Annotated in this window: 16 protein-coding genes; 9 read left to right on the top strand and 7 right to left on the bottom strand. The window is 72.7% G+C overall.

Features of this window, described 5'->3' with window-relative positions:
- Positions 1-327: 327 nt before the first annotated feature.
- The 3 genes from ychF to GCL84_RS08390 all read left to right on the top strand — a co-directional run bounded on the left by ychF (position 328) and on the right by GCL84_RS08390 (position 2,054).
- Complete coding sequence (gene ychF, locus GCL84_RS08400) at positions 328-1,401, top strand: redox-regulated ATPase YchF (RefSeq protein WP_156754808.1); 1,074 nt, start codon at positions 328-330, stop codon at positions 1,399-1,401.
- 63 nt (positions 1,402-1,464) lie between these two features.
- Positions 1,465-1,668 carry a CopG family transcriptional regulator gene (locus GCL84_RS08395; RefSeq protein ID WP_156754807.1) on the top strand — a complete coding sequence of 68 codons (204 nt, stop codon included), beginning with the start codon at positions 1,465-1,467 and terminating at the stop codon, positions 1,666-1,668.
- Positions 1,668-2,054 (top strand): type II toxin-antitoxin system death-on-curing family toxin, encoded by a 387-nt coding sequence (locus GCL84_RS08390; protein ID WP_156754806.1) that lies wholly within the window; start codon positions 1,668-1,670, stop codon positions 2,052-2,054. The genes GCL84_RS08395 and GCL84_RS08390 overlap by 1 nt, the downstream gene beginning before the upstream one ends.
- Here the strand turns inward: GCL84_RS08390 and GCL84_RS08385 are convergent.
- From GCL84_RS08385 to rmuC, 4 genes are read right to left on the bottom strand one after another with little or no spacing between them, the layout of a single operon-like run.
- Positions 2,051-5,038, bottom strand: coding sequence for an AAA family ATPase (locus GCL84_RS08385; RefSeq protein ID WP_156754805.1), 2,988 nt, complete (start codon positions 5,036-5,038; stop codon positions 2,051-2,053). The genes GCL84_RS08390 and GCL84_RS08385 overlap by 4 nt on opposite strands.
- Positions 5,035-6,183, bottom strand: coding sequence for an exonuclease SbcCD subunit D (locus GCL84_RS08380; protein ID WP_156754804.1), 1,149 nt, complete (start codon positions 6,181-6,183; stop codon positions 5,035-5,037). The genes GCL84_RS08385 and GCL84_RS08380 overlap by 4 nt, the downstream gene beginning before the upstream one ends.
- 24 nt (positions 6,184-6,207) lie before the next feature.
- Positions 6,208-7,023: an ArsR/SmtB family transcription factor gene (locus GCL84_RS08375; RefSeq protein WP_156754803.1), complete on the bottom strand. Its 816-nt coding sequence runs from the start codon at positions 7,021-7,023 to the stop codon at positions 6,208-6,210.
- A 32-nt stretch (positions 7,024-7,055) separates the two neighbouring features.
- Positions 7,056-7,973 (bottom strand): DNA recombination protein RmuC, encoded by a 918-nt coding sequence (rmuC, locus tag GCL84_RS08370; RefSeq protein WP_235926080.1) that lies wholly within the window; start codon positions 7,971-7,973, stop codon positions 7,056-7,058.
- 160 nt (positions 7,974-8,133) lie between these two features.
- Between rmuC and GCL84_RS08365 the strand changes: the two genes are divergently transcribed.
- Entirely contained in the window at positions 8,134-8,757 is a 624-nt protein-coding gene (locus GCL84_RS08365; RefSeq protein WP_235926079.1) for a DUF6542 domain-containing protein, read from the top strand.
- A 403-nt stretch (positions 8,758-9,160) separates the two neighbouring features.
- On the opposite strand, the gene GCL84_RS08360 is transcribed toward GCL84_RS08365, so the two are convergent.
- Positions 9,161-10,126, bottom strand: a complete 966-nt coding sequence (locus GCL84_RS08360) for a 4-hydroxy-3-methylbut-2-enyl diphosphate reductase (RefSeq protein ID WP_156754800.1) — start codon at positions 10,124-10,126, stop codon at positions 9,161-9,163.
- Positions 10,127-10,215: 89 nt separating this feature from the next.
- On the opposite strand from GCL84_RS08360, the gene GCL84_RS08355 reads away from it, so the two are divergent.
- Genes GCL84_RS08355 through GCL84_RS08340 form a run of 4 tightly spaced genes read left to right on the top strand, consistent with a single transcriptional unit; the run spans position 10,216 to position 12,723 of the window.
- Complete coding sequence (locus tag GCL84_RS08355; RefSeq protein ID WP_156754799.1) at positions 10,216-10,854, top strand: lipid droplet-associated protein; 639 nt, start codon at positions 10,216-10,218, stop codon at positions 10,852-10,854.
- The gene (gene xseA / locus GCL84_RS08350) at positions 10,851-12,095 is read left to right on the top strand and encodes an exodeoxyribonuclease VII large subunit (protein WP_156754798.1); all 1,245 of its coding nucleotides are present in this window, start codon (positions 10,851-10,853) and stop codon (positions 12,093-12,095) included. Before GCL84_RS08355 ends, xseA begins: the two co-directional genes overlap by 4 nt.
- Before the next feature lie 5 nt (positions 12,096-12,100).
- Complete coding sequence (locus GCL84_RS08345; protein ID WP_156754797.1) at positions 12,101-12,511, top strand: sugar ABC transporter substrate-binding protein; 411 nt, start codon at positions 12,101-12,103, stop codon at positions 12,509-12,511.
- Entirely contained in the window at positions 12,508-12,723 is a 216-nt protein-coding gene (locus GCL84_RS08340) for an exodeoxyribonuclease VII small subunit (RefSeq protein ID WP_156754796.1), read from the top strand. The genes GCL84_RS08345 and GCL84_RS08340 overlap by 4 nt, the downstream gene beginning before the upstream one ends.
- Positions 12,724-13,043: 320 nt before the next feature.
- Here the strand turns inward: GCL84_RS08340 and GCL84_RS08335 are convergent, their stop codons facing one another.
- Complete coding sequence (locus GCL84_RS08335; protein WP_156754795.1) at positions 13,044-13,454, bottom strand: GNAT family N-acetyltransferase; 411 nt, start codon at positions 13,452-13,454, stop codon at positions 13,044-13,046.
- A 70-nt stretch (positions 13,455-13,524) separates the two neighbouring features.
- The gene (locus GCL84_RS08330) at positions 13,525-14,121 is read right to left on the bottom strand and encodes a DUF4245 domain-containing protein (protein WP_156754794.1); all 597 of its coding nucleotides are present in this window, start codon (positions 14,119-14,121) and stop codon (positions 13,525-13,527) included.
- A gap of 127 nt (positions 14,122-14,248) precedes the next feature.
- Here GCL84_RS08330 and glpX point away from each other — a divergent pair, with 127 nt between their 5' ends.
- Positions 14,249-15,307: a class II fructose-bisphosphatase gene (glpX, locus tag GCL84_RS08325; RefSeq protein ID WP_156754793.1), complete on the top strand. Its 1,059-nt coding sequence runs from the start codon at positions 14,249-14,251 to the stop codon at positions 15,305-15,307.
- Positions 15,308-15,314: the final 7 nt, after the last annotated feature.

Below are 15,314 nucleotides of genomic sequence, written 5' to 3'. Positions count from 1 at the left end.
TCAGCGGGTGAGCTGGAGCGCTACCTGTCACACGTCCGAGCAAGCGGAGAACGGCAGGGCGCTCACGGAGTGTTGTTGAGGGGTGACCTGGTGACTAGCGTCCAATTGGGCTAATCCGACCGTGCGTTATCTGGGACATGAGCACAGAGGGTCGCCCTATCGGCGCAAAACCAGTGATCGTTACTAAGCGAATGGGCGCTGTCCTGCGGACAGACGGGCTACGAACAGCGACTATGTGTCACGAAAACTGGTAATTGTGTTGGTAACGAATTGACACAGCGGCCACCCGGACGGGGCGGCCGGGGGCGGTCCGTAGACTCCCGACCCGTGAGTTTGACCCTCGGCATCGTCGGCCTGCCCAACGTCGGCAAGTCCACTCTGTTCAACGCCCTGACGAACAACGACGTGCTCGCCGCGAACTACCCGTTCGCGACCATCGAGCCCAACGTCGGCATCGTCCCGCTGCCCGACCCCCGGTTGGACAAGCTCGCGGAGGTGTTCGGCAGCGAGAAGACCGTCCCGGCGGTGGTGTCGTTCGTCGACATCGCCGGGATCGTCAAGGGCGCGTCGGAGGGCGCGGGCCTGGGCAACAAGTTCCTCGCCAACATCCGCGAGGCCAACGCCATCTGCCAGGTCATCCGCGTCTTCGACGACCCGGACGTGGTGCACGTCGACGGCAAGGTCGACCCGCTGTCGGACATCGAGACGATCAACACCGAGCTGATCCTCGCCGACCTGCAGACCCTGGAGAAGGCGATCCCCCGGCTGGAGAAGGAGGCGCGCACCCGCAAGGAGGCCCGCCCCACCCTCGACGCCGCCAACGCCGCCAAGGACATCCTCGACTCCGGAACGACCCTGTTCACCGCGGGCGTCGACGTGTCCCTGCTGCGCGAGCTCTCCCTCCTGACGACCAAGCCCTTCCTCTACGTCTTCAACGCCGACGAGTCGATCCTCACCGACGACAACCGCGTCGCCGAGCTGGCCAGGCTGGTCGCCCCCGCCGACGCGGTGTTCCTCGACGCCAAGGTCGAGGCGGAACTGCTGGAACTGGACGAGGAGTCCACCCGCGAACTCCTGGAGTCCGTCGGCCAGACCGAACCGGGCCTCAACGCCCTGGCCCGCGCGGGCTTCCACACCCTCGGCCTGCAGACCTACCTCACCGCGGGCCCCAAGGAGTCCCGCGCCTGGACCATCCCCCAGGGCGCCACCGCCCCCCAGGCCGCGGGCGTCATCCACACCGACTTCGAACGCGGCTTCATCAAGGCCGAGATCGTCTCGTTCGAGGACCTGATGGCGGCGGGCTCGATGGCGGCGGCCAAGTCAGCGGGCAAGGTCCGCATCGAGGGCAAGGACTACGTCATGTCCGACGGCGACGTGGTCGAGTTCCGCTTCAACGTCTGACCGGGGTCGCGGTTGCCGCCGAAATCCACGACGATCGTGATACCAACGCGGTACCGTGCGGTCGTGGAGATGACGCTGAGGTTGACCGAGGAACAGCAGCGCGCCCTCGCGATGCTCGCCGAGGCCACCGGGGTGAGCGAGCACGAGGCCGTTGTCCAGGCGATCACGGAGACCGCTGCCAGGTCGGTTCGAGATGGTCGGGTGCGCGCCCTGTCCCAGGACGGTCGGGCGCGCTACGCGTCGCTGCTCGACCGCCTCGCGCAGTGATGGCCGAGTACCTGGCCCTGGACGACCTGCTCGTCCTGGCGACCGACCTGGGCGTGCCCAAGGTCCGCGACCTGGGGTTGCTCGACGCCGCGGCCCACCGCCCGCAGTCGTCGCTGATGGGGCAGGACGCCTATCCGGGGCTGCACGAGAAGGCGGCTGTGCTCCTCGAATCGGTGGTGCGCAACCACCCCTTGATCGACGGCAACAAGCGGCTGAGCTGGATGGCGGCTTTCGTCTTCTACGGCCTCAACGGTGTGGACCTGGACGCGCCGGAGGATGGCGCGTACGACCTCGTCATCGCCGCGGCGACCGGTGTCCTCGCTCACGCGGAAGTCGCTGAGCGGCTTTCGGCTTGGGCTCCCCTGGGACAGCAGCCGGTCGGCTAAAGCGTTCCCTCCACGCGGACCGTGGAGCCCGTGCGGGCCTTCATGACGCGCAACCGGGCGGGAATCCGCTGGCGAAGTTCCTCCACATGCGACACCAGACCCACCACCCGCCCCCCGGACCGCAACCCGTCCAATGTGGCCATCACGTCGTCCAGCGTGTTCGCGTCCAGCGTCCCGAAGCCCTCGTCCACGAACAACGTGTCCAGCAGCGCCGTCCCCGACTCCGCCGCCACCACGTCGGCCAACCCCAGCGCCAACGACAGCGAGGCGATGAACGACTCCCCGCCCGACAACGTCTTGGCTGGCCGGGTCTGCCCCGAGTAGTCGTCCAGCACGTCCAGGCCCAGCCCACCGCGACGCCCCCGGGGTCCGGCTGCGTCGGTGTGCTGGAAGGAGTACCGCCCCTGGCTCATCTCGCGGAGCCGGGCGGAGGCGGCGATGGCGACTTCCTCCAACCGGGCCGCGAGGACATAGGAGCGCAGCGACATGCGCGCGTGGTTCTGCCCCCGGCCGTTGACCACGTCGGTGAGGGAGTCGAGGGCGGTGAAGTCGGCTTCCAAGGGGGCGAGGTCTTGCCAGGCTTGGACGAGGCGCTTGCCCAGGTCTCGGACGGCGATGTGCTCTTCCCTGGCCCGGCGCTCCTGGGCGACGGCGTTCTCGGCGTCGCCGCGGGCTGAGACGGCGGCGGCTTCCAGGGGGGCCAGGTCGACCGTGGCGGTGGGGAGGACGCCGGAGAGGTCTGGGTCGGCGAGGGTGGTCCTGTGCTGGCGGATGGCCGCTTCGGCATCGGCGAGTCTGGTGTGCAGTTTCTCGATGACGGTGTCGGCGCGGGCGGCGCCCAGGGCCTCGGGCAGGGAGTGGAAGCCCGCCTCCGCGACCGCCGCGGCGAGCAGGTCCCCGCGCTCGGCCACGTGGGCGCGGGCCGACTCGGCGGCGACGCAGGCGTCGGCGAGGGACTCGACGACGGTGACGCGGCGTTGCACGTCGGTGAGGTGGTCGGCGACGGTGGGGAAGCCCGCTCGGGCCGCGTCGATCCTGGTTCGGCGTTCGGTGACGACCTCGGTGAGGGACGTCCGCTCGGCCGCCGCGCGGGCCGAATCGAGGTCGATGGCCTCGCGGTGGGAGCGGAGCGTCTCCGCGTCCGTCTCGGCCTTGTCCAGCTCCTTCGTGGCGACCTCCAGGCCAGCGGCCGTCGCGCGGGCGGCGCGGTAGCGGGTGGTCACCGCCGCCAGCTCCGCGTCGAGGTCGACCCCGGCCCACACGGCGAGGCGCTCCCGCAGGGCGGCCACGGCCGCCGACGCCTCGGACAGCGCGTCCTTCGCCCGGTCGCTGCGCCGGGCGGCCTCCTGTTCGGCGGCGGCGGCGGCCCGCTCCTCCGCGCCCGTGGCGGCGTTCGGCGCGGGGCGCGCCGGGACGGGGTGCTCGTGCGCCCCGCACACCGGGCACGGCTCCCCAGTGGCCAGCCCCGCCGCCAACTCGGCGGCCATCCCGTCCAGCCGGAGCTGGCGGAGTTCGAGGACCCGCTCCCGCGCGGTCAAGTGCCGGTCAACGGAGTCCTGGCTCGCCGACCGCGCCGCGCTCTCCGCCTCCGCCAAGCCCGGCAGCGAATCGCGCTCCCGCAACGCCCCGCCCAGCTCGTCCCGCCGCGCCCGCAGACCCTCGACGACGCCCTGGGCCGCAGTCGCGGCGGCGACGGCGTCGCGCGCCTGCCGGAGCTGCTCGGGCACGGCCGCCAACGCCGCCGCCACGCGGTCGCGGCGCTCGCCCAGCGAAGCGATCCGCTCAGCCAGGGCCCCCAGCCGCTTCTCGTCCTCGCGCTGACGACCCGCCTGCTCGACCAGCCCGGTGAGGGCCCCCGCCTCCTCGCGCAGCCCGCCTGCCAGCGCCCGCAGGGCAGCGACGTCCGACAACGCCTCGGTCGAGCGCTCGCCGTCGACCCGCACGCCCAGGGCCCCGGCCTCCTGGACACGCCGTTCGACCGCCTCGGCGGCCGACCCCGCCGCGCGCTCGGCGCGGTCCAACTGCTCGTGCGCGGAGACGACGGGCCGGGCGCGGCGGGCGGACTCCATCTCCGCGCGCCACGCCACCCGGACCTCCGCCTGGGCCGCCAGCTCGGCCAGCTCGTCGGTCGCGCGGCGGACCCGCTCGACCTTGGCCAGCAGCGACCGGCCGTCGTCGAAGGCCGCGGCGGCGCGGTCGCGGGCCTGCGCGGTGGTGCGGACGGCCTCGGCGGACTCGCGGTGCAGCGTCTCGGCGGCCGAGACGACGCCGGTGACCCAGCCGGGGTCGGGGTCGTCGGGCAGGTCCTCGCCCGCGGCCTGGGAGAACCGCTCGGCGAGCCGCCGCGCCGCCTCACGGGCCTCATCGACGACCCGGCGGCGCTCGGCGCGGTGCTCGCGGAACCACTGCTCGACGCGCTCGAAGCGCTGGGTGCCGAACAGCTTCTCCAGCAGCACCTCGCGCTCCTCGGTGGTGGAGCGCAGGAAGCGGGCGAAGTCGCCCTGCGGCAGCAGGACGACCTGGAAGAACTGCTCCTTGGTCATGCCGAGCAGCCGCTCGACGGTGTCGGCCACCTCGTCGATGCGGGTGATGCCGTCCGGGGCGTGGCCCGACGGCGCGGGCCCGGTCCAGGTCAGCGAGACGCGGGACTGCGACCGGGTCGTGCCCTCACCGCGCTTCTTGCGGCGCTCGTACTCGGGGTGGCGCTCGATGAGCAGGCGGTGCGACTGGATGGTCAGCTCCAGGCGCACCCAGGTCTCGCTGTCGGCGCGGGCGTAGTCGCAGCGCAGCCGCTTGGTCTCGCCGCGCATACCGGGGACCGACCCGAACAGGGCGAAGGCCACCGCGTCGAGCAGCGTCGTCTTGCCCGCGCCGGTGTCGCCGGTGAGCAGGAACAGGCCCTCCGCGCCGAGGGCGTCGAAGTCGACGGACTCGACCCCCGCGTACGGGCCGAACCCGGACAGCTCCAGGCGGTGCAGCCTCATCGGCGACCCTCCGCGGCGACGGCGGCCAGCGCCTCGCGCAGCAGCTCCCGATCGGCCTCGTCCGGCTCGACGCCGTTGCGGGCGTCGGCGACGAAGCAGCAGGCGACCTCCTCGTCGGACCGGCCGCGCACCGCCTCCCGGTAGCGCAGCTCGACGAGCCCGCCCTCCGGCCGCCACTCCAGGTGCGCCACGTGCGGGAAGCGCTCGCGCAGCCTGCGCATGGCCTCGAGCGGGCGCACCTGGTCGGTCAGCTCGACGCTGAGGAACTTGTCCTCCAACTCCGCGAGCGCCGGATCGCGCAGCAGGTCGTCCAGCTCGCCGCGCGCGGTGGCCAGCTCGCGCGGCACCGGCAGGTGGCGGCGCTCGACGTCGACGAGCCCCTCGGGCCCCAGCTCGACCAGGTAGACCGACTTGCGGTGGCGCGCCTCGGAGAACGAGTAGGCCAGGGGGCTACCGGAGTAGCGCAGGCGCGGCGAGAGCTCCTGCGGGCCGTGCAGGTGCCCGAGCGCGACGTAGTCCACGCCGTCGAAGGTCGCCGACGGCACGTGCGGCACACCGCCGACCGAGATCGTGCGCTCCGAGTCCGACTCCGCCCCGCCGGTGACGAACGCGTGCGACAGCACCACCGACCGGGTGCCCGCGGGCCGCGCGGCGAGGTCGGCGCGGACCCGGCGCATGGCCTCGCCGAGCACCCCGGCGTGCCCGCGCAGCGACGGGTCGCCCAGGGCGTGGCGGGCCGGTTCCGGTTCCAGGTAGGGGATTCCGTAGAGCGCGACCGGGCCGTGGGCGTCGTCGAGCAGGACCGGCCGGGCGATGTCGGCGGCGCTGGTGCGCAGGTGCAGCCCGCCCGCCTCGGCGAACCCGGCGAAGGCGCCCAGCCGGGCGGCGGAGTCGTGGTTGCCGGGGGTGATGACGATGCGCGTCCCGGCGGCGGCCAGCGCGGTGAGCACCCTGGTGCAGGTGGCGACCGCCTCGGCGGAGGGCACGGCGCGGTCGTAGAGGTCGCCCGCGACCACGACGGCGTCGATCCGCTCGTCGGTCACCAGGTCGGCCAGGCCGCTGAGCACCGATTCCTGCTCAGCGAGCAGGTCGCGGCCGTGGAAGGTGCGCCCGACGTGCCAATCGGAGGTGTGCAGGACGCGCATGACCGACCACGGTAGGACGCGGGGTCACCCGATCGCGGTCGACACGCCGTCGAACGGGTCGTTCTGTTCGAGCGGCAAGGGGGAGCCGGTTTCCAGCAGCGACTTGAGGCTGGAGACGATGTGCGGCCAGCCCTCGCCGACCATGCCCCGCAGGGTCGAGCCCGGCTCGAACCCGGAGTGCGTCACGGTGAGCTTGACCAGCTCGCCGACCTGCTCGATCGCGAACGTCGCACGGGTGCGCGGCTCGGCGGCCAGCTTCGCGCGCAGCTCCTCGTCGACACCCACGTGCTCGGCCCAGGCGGGGGTGAAGGTGTGCCAGGTGTAGCTGAGCAGCCGGGGCCGGTCGGACTCCAGCACGACCTGCCCGGCGTCCTCGTGGCCGTCCCAGGAGACCCGGGCGCCCTGCTCCCAGGTGGAGACGAGCTCGGTGCCGTCCCAGTACCGGCGGGTGAACTCGGGCCGGGTCAGGGCGTCCCACACCTGTTCGGGTGTGGCGCGGATGTAGGACATGTAGACGAAGTCGTTGTCGTCCAACGGTTCCTCCAGGACGTGTTTGAGGTCGGCCAGGGCATGGGCGCGCGGCTGGTGGTACCGGCTGACCCAGCGGTCGACGATGTCGGTGACCGGCGCGGCGTTGAGGCGGTGCAGCTTCTCCCTGCCCCGCCGCTCGGTGACCACGAGGTCAGCGGCCTCCAGCACGGCCAGGTGCTTGCTGACCGACTGCCGGGCCATGTCCATCCCCTGGCACAGCTCGCCCAGGGTCTGGCCGCCGCGCTCGCGCAGCCGGTCCAGCAGGGCACGCCGCCCGGGGTCGGCCAGGGCCTTGAACACCGCGTCCACCCCCCGAGAATAGGCAGCCATTTGGCTGCATGTCAATCGGTATAGGTGGGCTCTTCGACTCGGCGGATCTCCGACAGGGCGGTCGGGGTGCCGGAGGCCTCGGTCAACGGGGTGACGGCGGCGCGGAACTGCTCGAGGGCGTCCAGCTCGCGGCGGCGGGCGGAGATGAAGCGCTGCAGGTGCGTGCTGGACAGGTTGACCGCGTCGACCGCGCCCGCGGCGGCCCGGTGGGCGGCGGCGGACTGGGAGCGCACGGCGGCGACGTCCTCGGCGAGGGTGCGCTCGGTGGCGGCGAACAGGGCGGCGGCGGCGATGACGGCGAAACCGGTGGGGCCGCAGAGGAAGACGCGGCGGTCCATCAGCCAGCGCAGCAGCTCGGGGTCGGCGTCGAGCGCGGCGACCACGGCGGCGTCGGAGGGGACGAACATGATCGTGCCGTAGATGGCGTCGGCCCAGCGCTGGTAGCCCTTGCCCGCCAGGTCCGCGGCGCGGGAGCGGATGTTGCGCACGTGCACGCGCAGCGCGTCCAACCGCTCCTCGGCGTCGTCGGTCTCCACGGCCTCGACCCAGGTGGCCATGCTCATCTTGGCGTCGACGGGGACCTTGCGGCCGTCGCCGACCAGCAGCAGCAGGTCGGGCCGGGCCGCGCCGCCGCCCGCCACGTCGGTCTGCACCGTGAAGTGCAGGCCCTCGCGCATGCCCAGTGCCCTCGCGGTCTCCACCAGCACCTGCTCGCCCAGCTCGCCGCGGCCGCTGATGGAGGCGAACGCGACCTCGTAGCGGCGCAGCGCGCTCTGGTGGGCGTCGGACCGGGCCCGCTCGGCGGCCACCTCGGCGCGGAAGGCGGCGGCCCGCCGGTCGCTGTCGTTGTAGAGCCGCCAGAACAGGGCGACCGCCCCGGCGAGCAGGAGCGCGAGCACGGCGGCCAGGGTGCCGAACACGGCGGTCACGGTCGGTCTCCTCCAGGAGTCGGGATCGACCACAGAGTGTGCTCCCCCGGCCGTCGACGGGCACACCCCGATCGCCGGTGTGACCTCAACCACTCTCCCGGGTGGTTGAGCGGAGCAGTCCTGACAGGCGGCACACCCGCAAGGTCTAACGTGTACCGGCGTGACCGCGACTCGCGATCGCCCCGGCGATCTTGATGACGACACCGCCGAGCCCGCCTGGGACGAGCGACCGGTGTTCGGCAGTTCCCGGGGCCTGCCCTGGTGGGCCGCCGTGCTGGTGGCCCTGGTCCTGTCCGGGGTCGCCGCCGTCGTCGACATGAACCGCGCGGCCGCCCTCGGCGGCGTCTACACCGGCGGGTACGTGCTCGGCTGCGTGGCCGCCATCGCCCTGGTGCGCCGCCGCAACCTGTTCGGGCCGATGGTCCAGCCGCCCTTGATCTTCGCGGTCACGGCGATCCTCGCGCTGGCATGGTTGTCCCCCGACAAGGGCCAGTCCGGTCTCAAGGAACTGCTGATCACCGTCGCGCTACCGCTGACCAGCACCTTCCCCACCATGGCGATCACCACGGCCATCTGCCTGGCCATCGGCATCGCCCGCATCTTCACCCAGCGCGACCCCGACCGTGAAGAGCCCCCCAAGGCCGCGCGCCCCCCGAAGGAGCGGCGGCAGGCGCGCGAGCCCAAGGAGCCCCGCAAGCAGCGCCCTCCGCGCGACGAGGCCGGGGAACCGGCCAAGCGCCCGCGGGACCCCAACCGCAAGCCCCCGCGCAAGCCGCGCCCGTAGTAGCCCTGGCGAAGACCCCCACCACCCGGGGGCCTTCGCCATTCCGGCCCCTCAGCCCGACCCGAGCCAACTCGACGCGGCCCGGCCCAGCCTCGGCAGCCAGCCCAGTTCTCACCCGGCTCAGACTCCACGAGTCCAGCCCGGCCAGCCCGGCCTGACGCGGTCCGGCTAACCCGGCACCCAACCGCGGCCCACCGACTCAGCCCAGCCCAACCCAGGCTCGCCCCAGCCTTCAAGATCAAACCGCCCTGGGGACCCCCGTTTTCAACGTTACCGAGAAGTGGCGGAACGGCGGGGAATCCATCCACAGGCCCATCGTCACCTGGGGATGAAGCGGGGACCAGGGGCGGAGACGGTCCGGGGGCCGAGAGGATGTCCTCCCGGCCCCCGGACACAGCCTCGCTCAGACCGCGGGCTTGGCCTTGAGGTCGCGGCGCAGTTCCTTCGGCAGGGCGAAGACGATCTTCTCGTTGGCCGTGGTGACCTCGTCGACGTGGCCGTAGCCGCGTTCGTCGAGCCAGGCCAGCAGGTCCATCACCAGGGTGTCGGGGACGGACGCGCCGCTGGTGACGCCGACGGTGTCGACGCCGTCCAGCCAGGCCTCGTCGACCTCGGAGGCGAAGTCGACCAGGTAGGACGCGCGCGCCCCGGCCTGCAGGGCGACCTCGACCAGGCGCTTGGAGTTGGAGGAGTTGGTCGAGCCGACCACCAGGACCAGGTCGCACTCGGGGGCCATGGCCTTCACCGCGAACTGGCGGTTGGAGGTGGCGTAGCAGATGTCGTCCGACGGCGGGTCCTGCAAGTCGGGGAAGCGGCCCTTGAGCTGGTTGACCCGCTCCATCGTCTCGTCGACCGAGAGGGTGGTCTGCGACAGCCAGATGACCTTGGACGGGTCCCGGACGGCGACCTTGTCCACGTCCTCGGCGGTGTCGACGAGCTGGACGCTCTCGGGGGCCTCGCCCGCGGTGCCCTCGACCTCCTCGTGGCCCTCGTGGCCGATGAGCAGGATGTCGTAGTCGTCCTTGGCGAAGCGCTTGACCTCGTAGTGCACCTTGGTGACCAGCGGGCAGGTCGCGTCGATGGTGCGCAGGTTGCGTTCGGCGGCCTGCTGGTGGACGGCGGGGGACACGCCGTGCGCGGAGAACACCACGAGCGCGCCCTCGGGCACCTCGTCGGTCTCGTCGACGAAGATGACGCCCCGTTCGCGCAGCGTCTCCACGACGTGCTTGTTGTGCACGATCTCCTTGCGCACGTAGACCGGTGCGCCGTAGGTTTCCAGGGCCTTCTCGACGGTGATCACGGCCCGGTCGACACCCGCGCAGTAACCCCGCGGCTTGGCCAGCAGCACGCGCTTGGTCGGAGCACTCATGTCTCCCAGGGTACGTGTGGCCCGGCTCTCGGCAGGAGGCCACCGTGGCTCACTGTGCAGATCCGGCCGGTTCGGGCAGGCTAAGGGGCATGAAGTCTCTCCCGCTCCCCGTCCGGCTCGCGGCCGGGCTCGCCGTGACCGCCGTCGAGCGCGCCCGAGAGCTGCCCGGTCAGCTCGTCGGGCTGCCGGTGACCATCGCCAGCCAGGCGCTGCAGGCCTCGATGCGGGTCCAGCAGCAGGTGACCGAGCTGGCCATCCGCGGCGACGAGGTGCTCGCGGCGCTGCGCCCGGCCGAGGACTCCCCGGAATGGGCGACCTTCGACGAGGACATCGACGAGTACGACGACGCGCGCCCCGCGTTCGACCGCGTGGCCGAGGACAGCACAGACGACGCAGACGCCGTGGACGACGACCTCGCTCCGGAGCCCGAACCCGCCCCCATCGAGGACGAGGCCGACGAGGACGGCGCGGCCGAGGAGGCGGCGCTCGAGGCCGAGGCCGCGGGCGACGACCCGTGGGAGCAGGAGCGCAAGGCCATCGCGGGCGCCCCCGCCGCCGTGCCCAACTACGACGAGCTGTCCCTGCCGCAGTTGCGCGCCCGGCTGCGCGGCTTCTCCGTGGCCGACCTGGAGGAGCTGCTGGCCTACGAGCGCGCCGGGGAGAACCGGCCGTCGTTCACCGGGATGCTGGCCCGGCGCATCGAGACGGTGCGCGAGCAGCAGAAGTGACCGACCCGAAACCCGGTTCCACCCCCGAGGACCCCTGGCCTGTCCGCACCGTGTCGCGCAAGATCGCCGAGTGGGTCAACCGGCTCGGCACGGTGTGGGTCGAGGGGCAGCTCACCCAGATCTCCGCCCGGCCCGGCACCGGCACCGCGTTCCTGACCCTGCGCGACCCGGCCGCCGACGTGTCGATGACGGTCACCTGCTCCACCGGCGTGCTGCGCGCGCACGAGCCGCCGCTCACCGACGGCGCCAGGGTGCTCGTGCACGCCAAGCCCACCTTCTTCATGAACCGCGGCACGCTGAGCCTGCGCGCCGACGAGATCCGCGCCGTCGGCATCGGCGAGCTGCTGGCCCGCATCGAGCGGCTGCGCAAGCTGCTGGCCGCCGAGGGCCTGTTCGACCCCCGCCGCAAGCGCCGCCCGCCGTTCCTGCCCGGCAAGGTCGGGCTGATCACCGGCCGGGCCTCGGCCGCCGAGCACGACGTGCTGGCCAACGCGACGGGCCGCTGGCCCGCGGTGCGGTTCCGGGTCGAGAACGTGGCCGTGCAGGGCGCGATGGCCGTGCCGCAGATCCTCGACGCGCTGCGCGTGCTCGACCGCGACCCCGAGGTCGACGTCATCGTCATCGCCCGCGGCGGGGGCAGCGTGGAGGACCTGCTGCCGTTCTCCGACGAGGCGCTGCTGCGCGCGGTGTCCGACTGCCGCACCCCGGTGCTCAGCGCCATCGGCCACGAGCCGGACACCCCGCTGCTCGACCACGTCGCCGACGTGCGCTGCTCCACCCCGACCGACGCGGGCAAGCGCGTGGTGCCCGACGTGGCCGAGGAGCAGGCCAGGGTGCGCCAGGCGCGCGACCGCGCCCGCCGCGCCCTGCACGGCTGGGTGGACCGCGAACTGCGGCTGCTGACCCAGTTGCGCAGCAGGCCGGTGCTCGCCGACCCGGTGACGCCGCTGGTCAGGCGCGGTGATGAGGTCCGCTCGCTGACCGACCGAGCCCGCCGGGCCGTCCTCGGCGGCCTCACCGCGGAGACGACGGCGCTGACGGCGACCCGGGCCCGCTTGACGACCCTCGGGCCAGCGGCCACGCTTGCGCGGGGGTACGCCGTCGTCCAACTCCTGGACGCCGATGGCGCCCCCCGCGTCCTGCGCTCGGTCGACGAGGCGGACGAGGGCGCACCGCTGCGCGTCCGCCTCGCTGACGGGGCGCTGCACGCGGTGGTCGCACACGACCCAGGACGGAGGTAGCCGCGATGGTCAGGACGGCGCGCGAGCCCACCTTCCTCCCGCTCACCCTCACCACCGCCGCACGCTTGGCGGTGTCCCCGCACCCGACCCCCAGGGCGGGCGAGGCCCACTGGTCGGCCGTCCGCGCCGACGCCGCCGCCGCCGAGGTCTGGGCGGCGCTGCTGGCGGGCTGCGCGGACACCGGCCGCCACCAACTCCCCCGCAGGCTGCACGACCTGTGCGCGGCCACCTCGGCCTGCACCGGCCCAGCCGCACCCGCCCGCCAGAGCCGCCTGGCCCGGGCCAGGGCCCGCATCACCGAGGCCGTCACCACCAGCGACGGCGCCGACTTCGCCGAGGCCTTCGTCGATTTCGACCAGGTGGTGGCCTCGTCCCTCGCCCAAGCCCTCAACCGCACGGAGAGTCCAGCACGGTGACCAGCGACAACACCCCCGGCTACGAGCAGGCCCGCGACGAACTGGTGTCCGTCGTCGCGAAACTGGAGGCCGGTGGCCTGTCCCTGGAGGACTCCCTCACCCTCTGGGAACGCGGCGAGGCCCTGGCCCGGGTCTGCGACGAGCACCTGGCGGGAGCGCGCGAACGCGTGGAGACGGCGCTGGCCGCCGCCGAGTCCGAGGACCGCGCCTAGGGCCTGGCCTGTGATGGTCATGGGCGCCCGTTGCCGGTGGTGTTGACCGGGGGCAACACCAATGACCACACCGTGTTCACCCCAGGTCATGGGCGGGCTCCAGTTCCGACGACCCGGCCGGGGCCGCGGGTGGGCGCCCACCCGCCTTCGCCACCGCCGCCCTAGGGGCTGCGGCTGGCCGATGTGGCGGGAAGCCGGGTTGCCGAACTTGTCGGCGGCAGGCCCGCACAGCGGCCCAAGTGGTTCTGCGCGAACTCATTCTGAGCTGACCGTTGAGCGGTCGGCAGCGTGTTCCGGTGGCTCGGTCGACGAGGCTCGTGTCAACGCCCCGCGGTCAGGTCGATCAGTCCTGCGTCGGTGCAGCGGAAGCCGCAGGCGTCGAGGTAGAAGCGCCGCAGCTCCGGTTCGAAGTCGACGTGCAGCCACGCGCAACCCGCCGCGCGCGCCTGCGCCGCCGCCAAGCCGACGACCGCTGCCCCGATGCCCCGGCGCTGGTGCGAGCCCCGGGTCTTCGTGTCGAGCAAGAAGGCGTGGTGTCCACCGTCCCACGCCACGTTCACGAAGCCGACCAGCAGGCCCGCGCCGTCACGGGCGCCCACCCAGCCGAGGCTGTGCTGGCTGACCCGGCTCCACCAGCCTGCGACGGCGTCGCCGCCGTGCGACCGGGTGAGGTCGGCGATCTCGTCGTCGGTGATGGGGTCCCGCCACGCGCAGGAAATGGTTTCGCTCACCTGGCCAGCATCGCCGATCGGGCCGTTCGTGCGCCCCGGGGACGATCTTCCGGTCTTCTCCCGTGGGCGGTCACTTGGTGATCGGCTGGGCCTTGAGGGTTGCTGAGGCCAGGGTGCGGAAGTCTGGTTCGGGGGCGCTGCCGGTGATGAGCAGGGTGGTGTCGCCGAGGCGGGTCACCCAGACCGACTCGGCGCGGCGGCCGGGGTGCACTGTCCACTGTGTTCCGTCGATCTCGACCGATCCAGTGGCGGGGCCCGTGCCGCCCTCGATCTCCACCAGGGTGTTCGGGGTGGCGGCGGACTGGCTCAGTTGGGCGAAGCCCGCGCCGGTCAGCCAGCCCGCGCGGACGACCACCGACGTGGGGCCTGCGGGGGCCGTGGAGGTGGAGTTCGGACGCCAGGCGTCTGGGACGGCGGGGAGGCGGAGGGGGAAGTCGAGGGTGTCCGCCACCTGGGAGAACGCGGCTGAGAGGTCTGCGGTGGGCGCGGCGGACTGGTCGATCTCGGGGCCGCCGGGGCTGAACGAGCAGCTCTTGGTGAACAGAAGCAATGCGGCGATGATCACCAGCAGCACCGCCAGCGACATGATCATGTCGCGCGGGCCGTGCAGGAGGCGGTTCTTCGGCGGCGGACCGGCTGGTTTCTGCTCGTCGGGCACGTCGTCCATCGTCGCAGGCCACGGAGGGTGACGAGCGGCACGCCGCGCGGAGCCCGGCCGGGGGGTCGCTGATCTGGGATGATGCGCATTGGTCCAGTCGTGGCCGAGCAGACCCCGTCTTGCCGGGAGGCACCGTATGAGTTCGCAGACCCCCAGCGCCAACGTCCGCCGCCGGGAGGCGCCCGATCGCAACCTGGCACTCGAGCTCGTGCGGGTGACCGAGGCCGCGGCGATGGCGGCGGGCCGGTGGGTCGGGCGCGGCGACAAGAACGGCGGTGACGGCGCGGCGGTCGACGCCATGCGCAAGCTGATCGGCACGGTGTCGATGCGCGGGGTCGTGGTGATCGGCGAGGGCGAGAAGGACGAGGCGCCCATGCTGTTCAACGGCGAGGAGGTCGGCAACGGCGACGGGCCGGACTGCGACGTCGCGGTCGACCCGATCGACGGCACGACGCTGATGGCCAAGGGCATGCCGAACGCGCTGGCGGTGCTGGCGGTGGCCGAGCGCGGGGCGATGTTCGACCCGTCCGCGGTGTTCTACATGGAGAAGCTCGCGGTCGGCCCGGAGGCCGCCGACGTCGTCGACATCACCGCCCCGGTGGCCGAGAACATCCGCCGGGTGGCCAAGGCCAAGGACACCGACGTCTCCGACGTGACGGTGTGCATCCTGGACCGGCCCCGGCACGAGGCGATCGTGAAGGACGTGCGCGAGGCGGGCGCGCGCATCCACTTCATCTCCGACGGCGACGTGGCGGGCGCGATCTCCGCGGCCCGCCCGACAACCGGCATCGACATGCTCCTCGGAATCGGCGGCACCCCGGAGGGCATCATCGCCGCCGCCGCGCTCAAGTGCATGGGCGGCGCGATCCAGGGCAAGCTGTGGCCCAAGGACGACGAGGAGCGCCAGCGGGCGGTCGACGCGGGTCACGACCTCGACCGGGTCCTGCTCACCGACGACCTGGTCACCGGCGACAACGTGTTCTTCTGCGCCACCGGCGTCACCGACGGCGACCTGCTGCGCGGCGTGCGCTACCGCTCCGGCGGCGCCACCTCCCAGTCGATCGTGATGCGCTCCAAGTCCGGCACCGTGCGCATGATCGACGGCTTCCACCGCCTCACCAAGCTCCGCGAGTACTCCACTGTGGACTTCGACCGCCAGGACCAGGTCGACGAGGAGTACCCGCCGCTGCCGTAGCCGGTGT

The sequence above is a fragment of the Actinokineospora pegani genome (assembly GCF_009745975.1).
GTDB classification, from domain to species: Bacteria; Actinomycetota; Actinomycetes; order Mycobacteriales; family Pseudonocardiaceae; genus Actinokineospora; species Actinokineospora pegani.
This window is presented reverse-complemented; position numbering and strand designations above follow the sequence as displayed.

Bases quoted from the DNA above. Each gene is read 5' to 3' on its own strand.
- GCL84_RS08345 (WP_156754797.1), top strand. From the start codon at position 12,101: ATGGTCAGGACGGCGCGCGAGCCCACCTTCCTCCCGCTCACCCTCACC.
- GCL84_RS08360 (WP_156754800.1), bottom strand. From the start codon at position 10,126: ATGAGTGCTCCGACCAAGCGCGTGCTGCTGGCCAAGCCGCGGGGTTAC.
- GCL84_RS08380 (WP_156754804.1), bottom strand. From the start codon at position 6,183: ATGCGCGTCCTGCACACCTCCGATTGGCACGTCGGGCGCACCTTCCAC.
- GCL84_RS08390 (WP_156754806.1), top strand. From the start codon at position 1,668: ATGGCCGAGTACCTGGCCCTGGACGACCTGCTCGTCCTGGCGACCGAC.
- glpX (WP_156754793.1), top strand. From the start codon at position 14,249: ATGAGTTCGCAGACCCCCAGCGCCAACGTCCGCCGCCGGGAGGCGCCC.
- GCL84_RS08385 (WP_156754805.1), bottom strand. From the start codon at position 5,038: ATGAGGCTGCACCGCCTGGAGCTGTCCGGGTTCGGCCCGTACGCGGGG.
- GCL84_RS08330 (WP_156754794.1), bottom strand. From the start codon at position 14,121: ATGGACGACGTGCCCGACGAGCAGAAACCAGCCGGTCCGCCGCCGAAG.
- GCL84_RS08355 (WP_156754799.1), top strand. From the start codon at position 10,216: ATGAAGTCTCTCCCGCTCCCCGTCCGGCTCGCGGCCGGGCTCGCCGTG.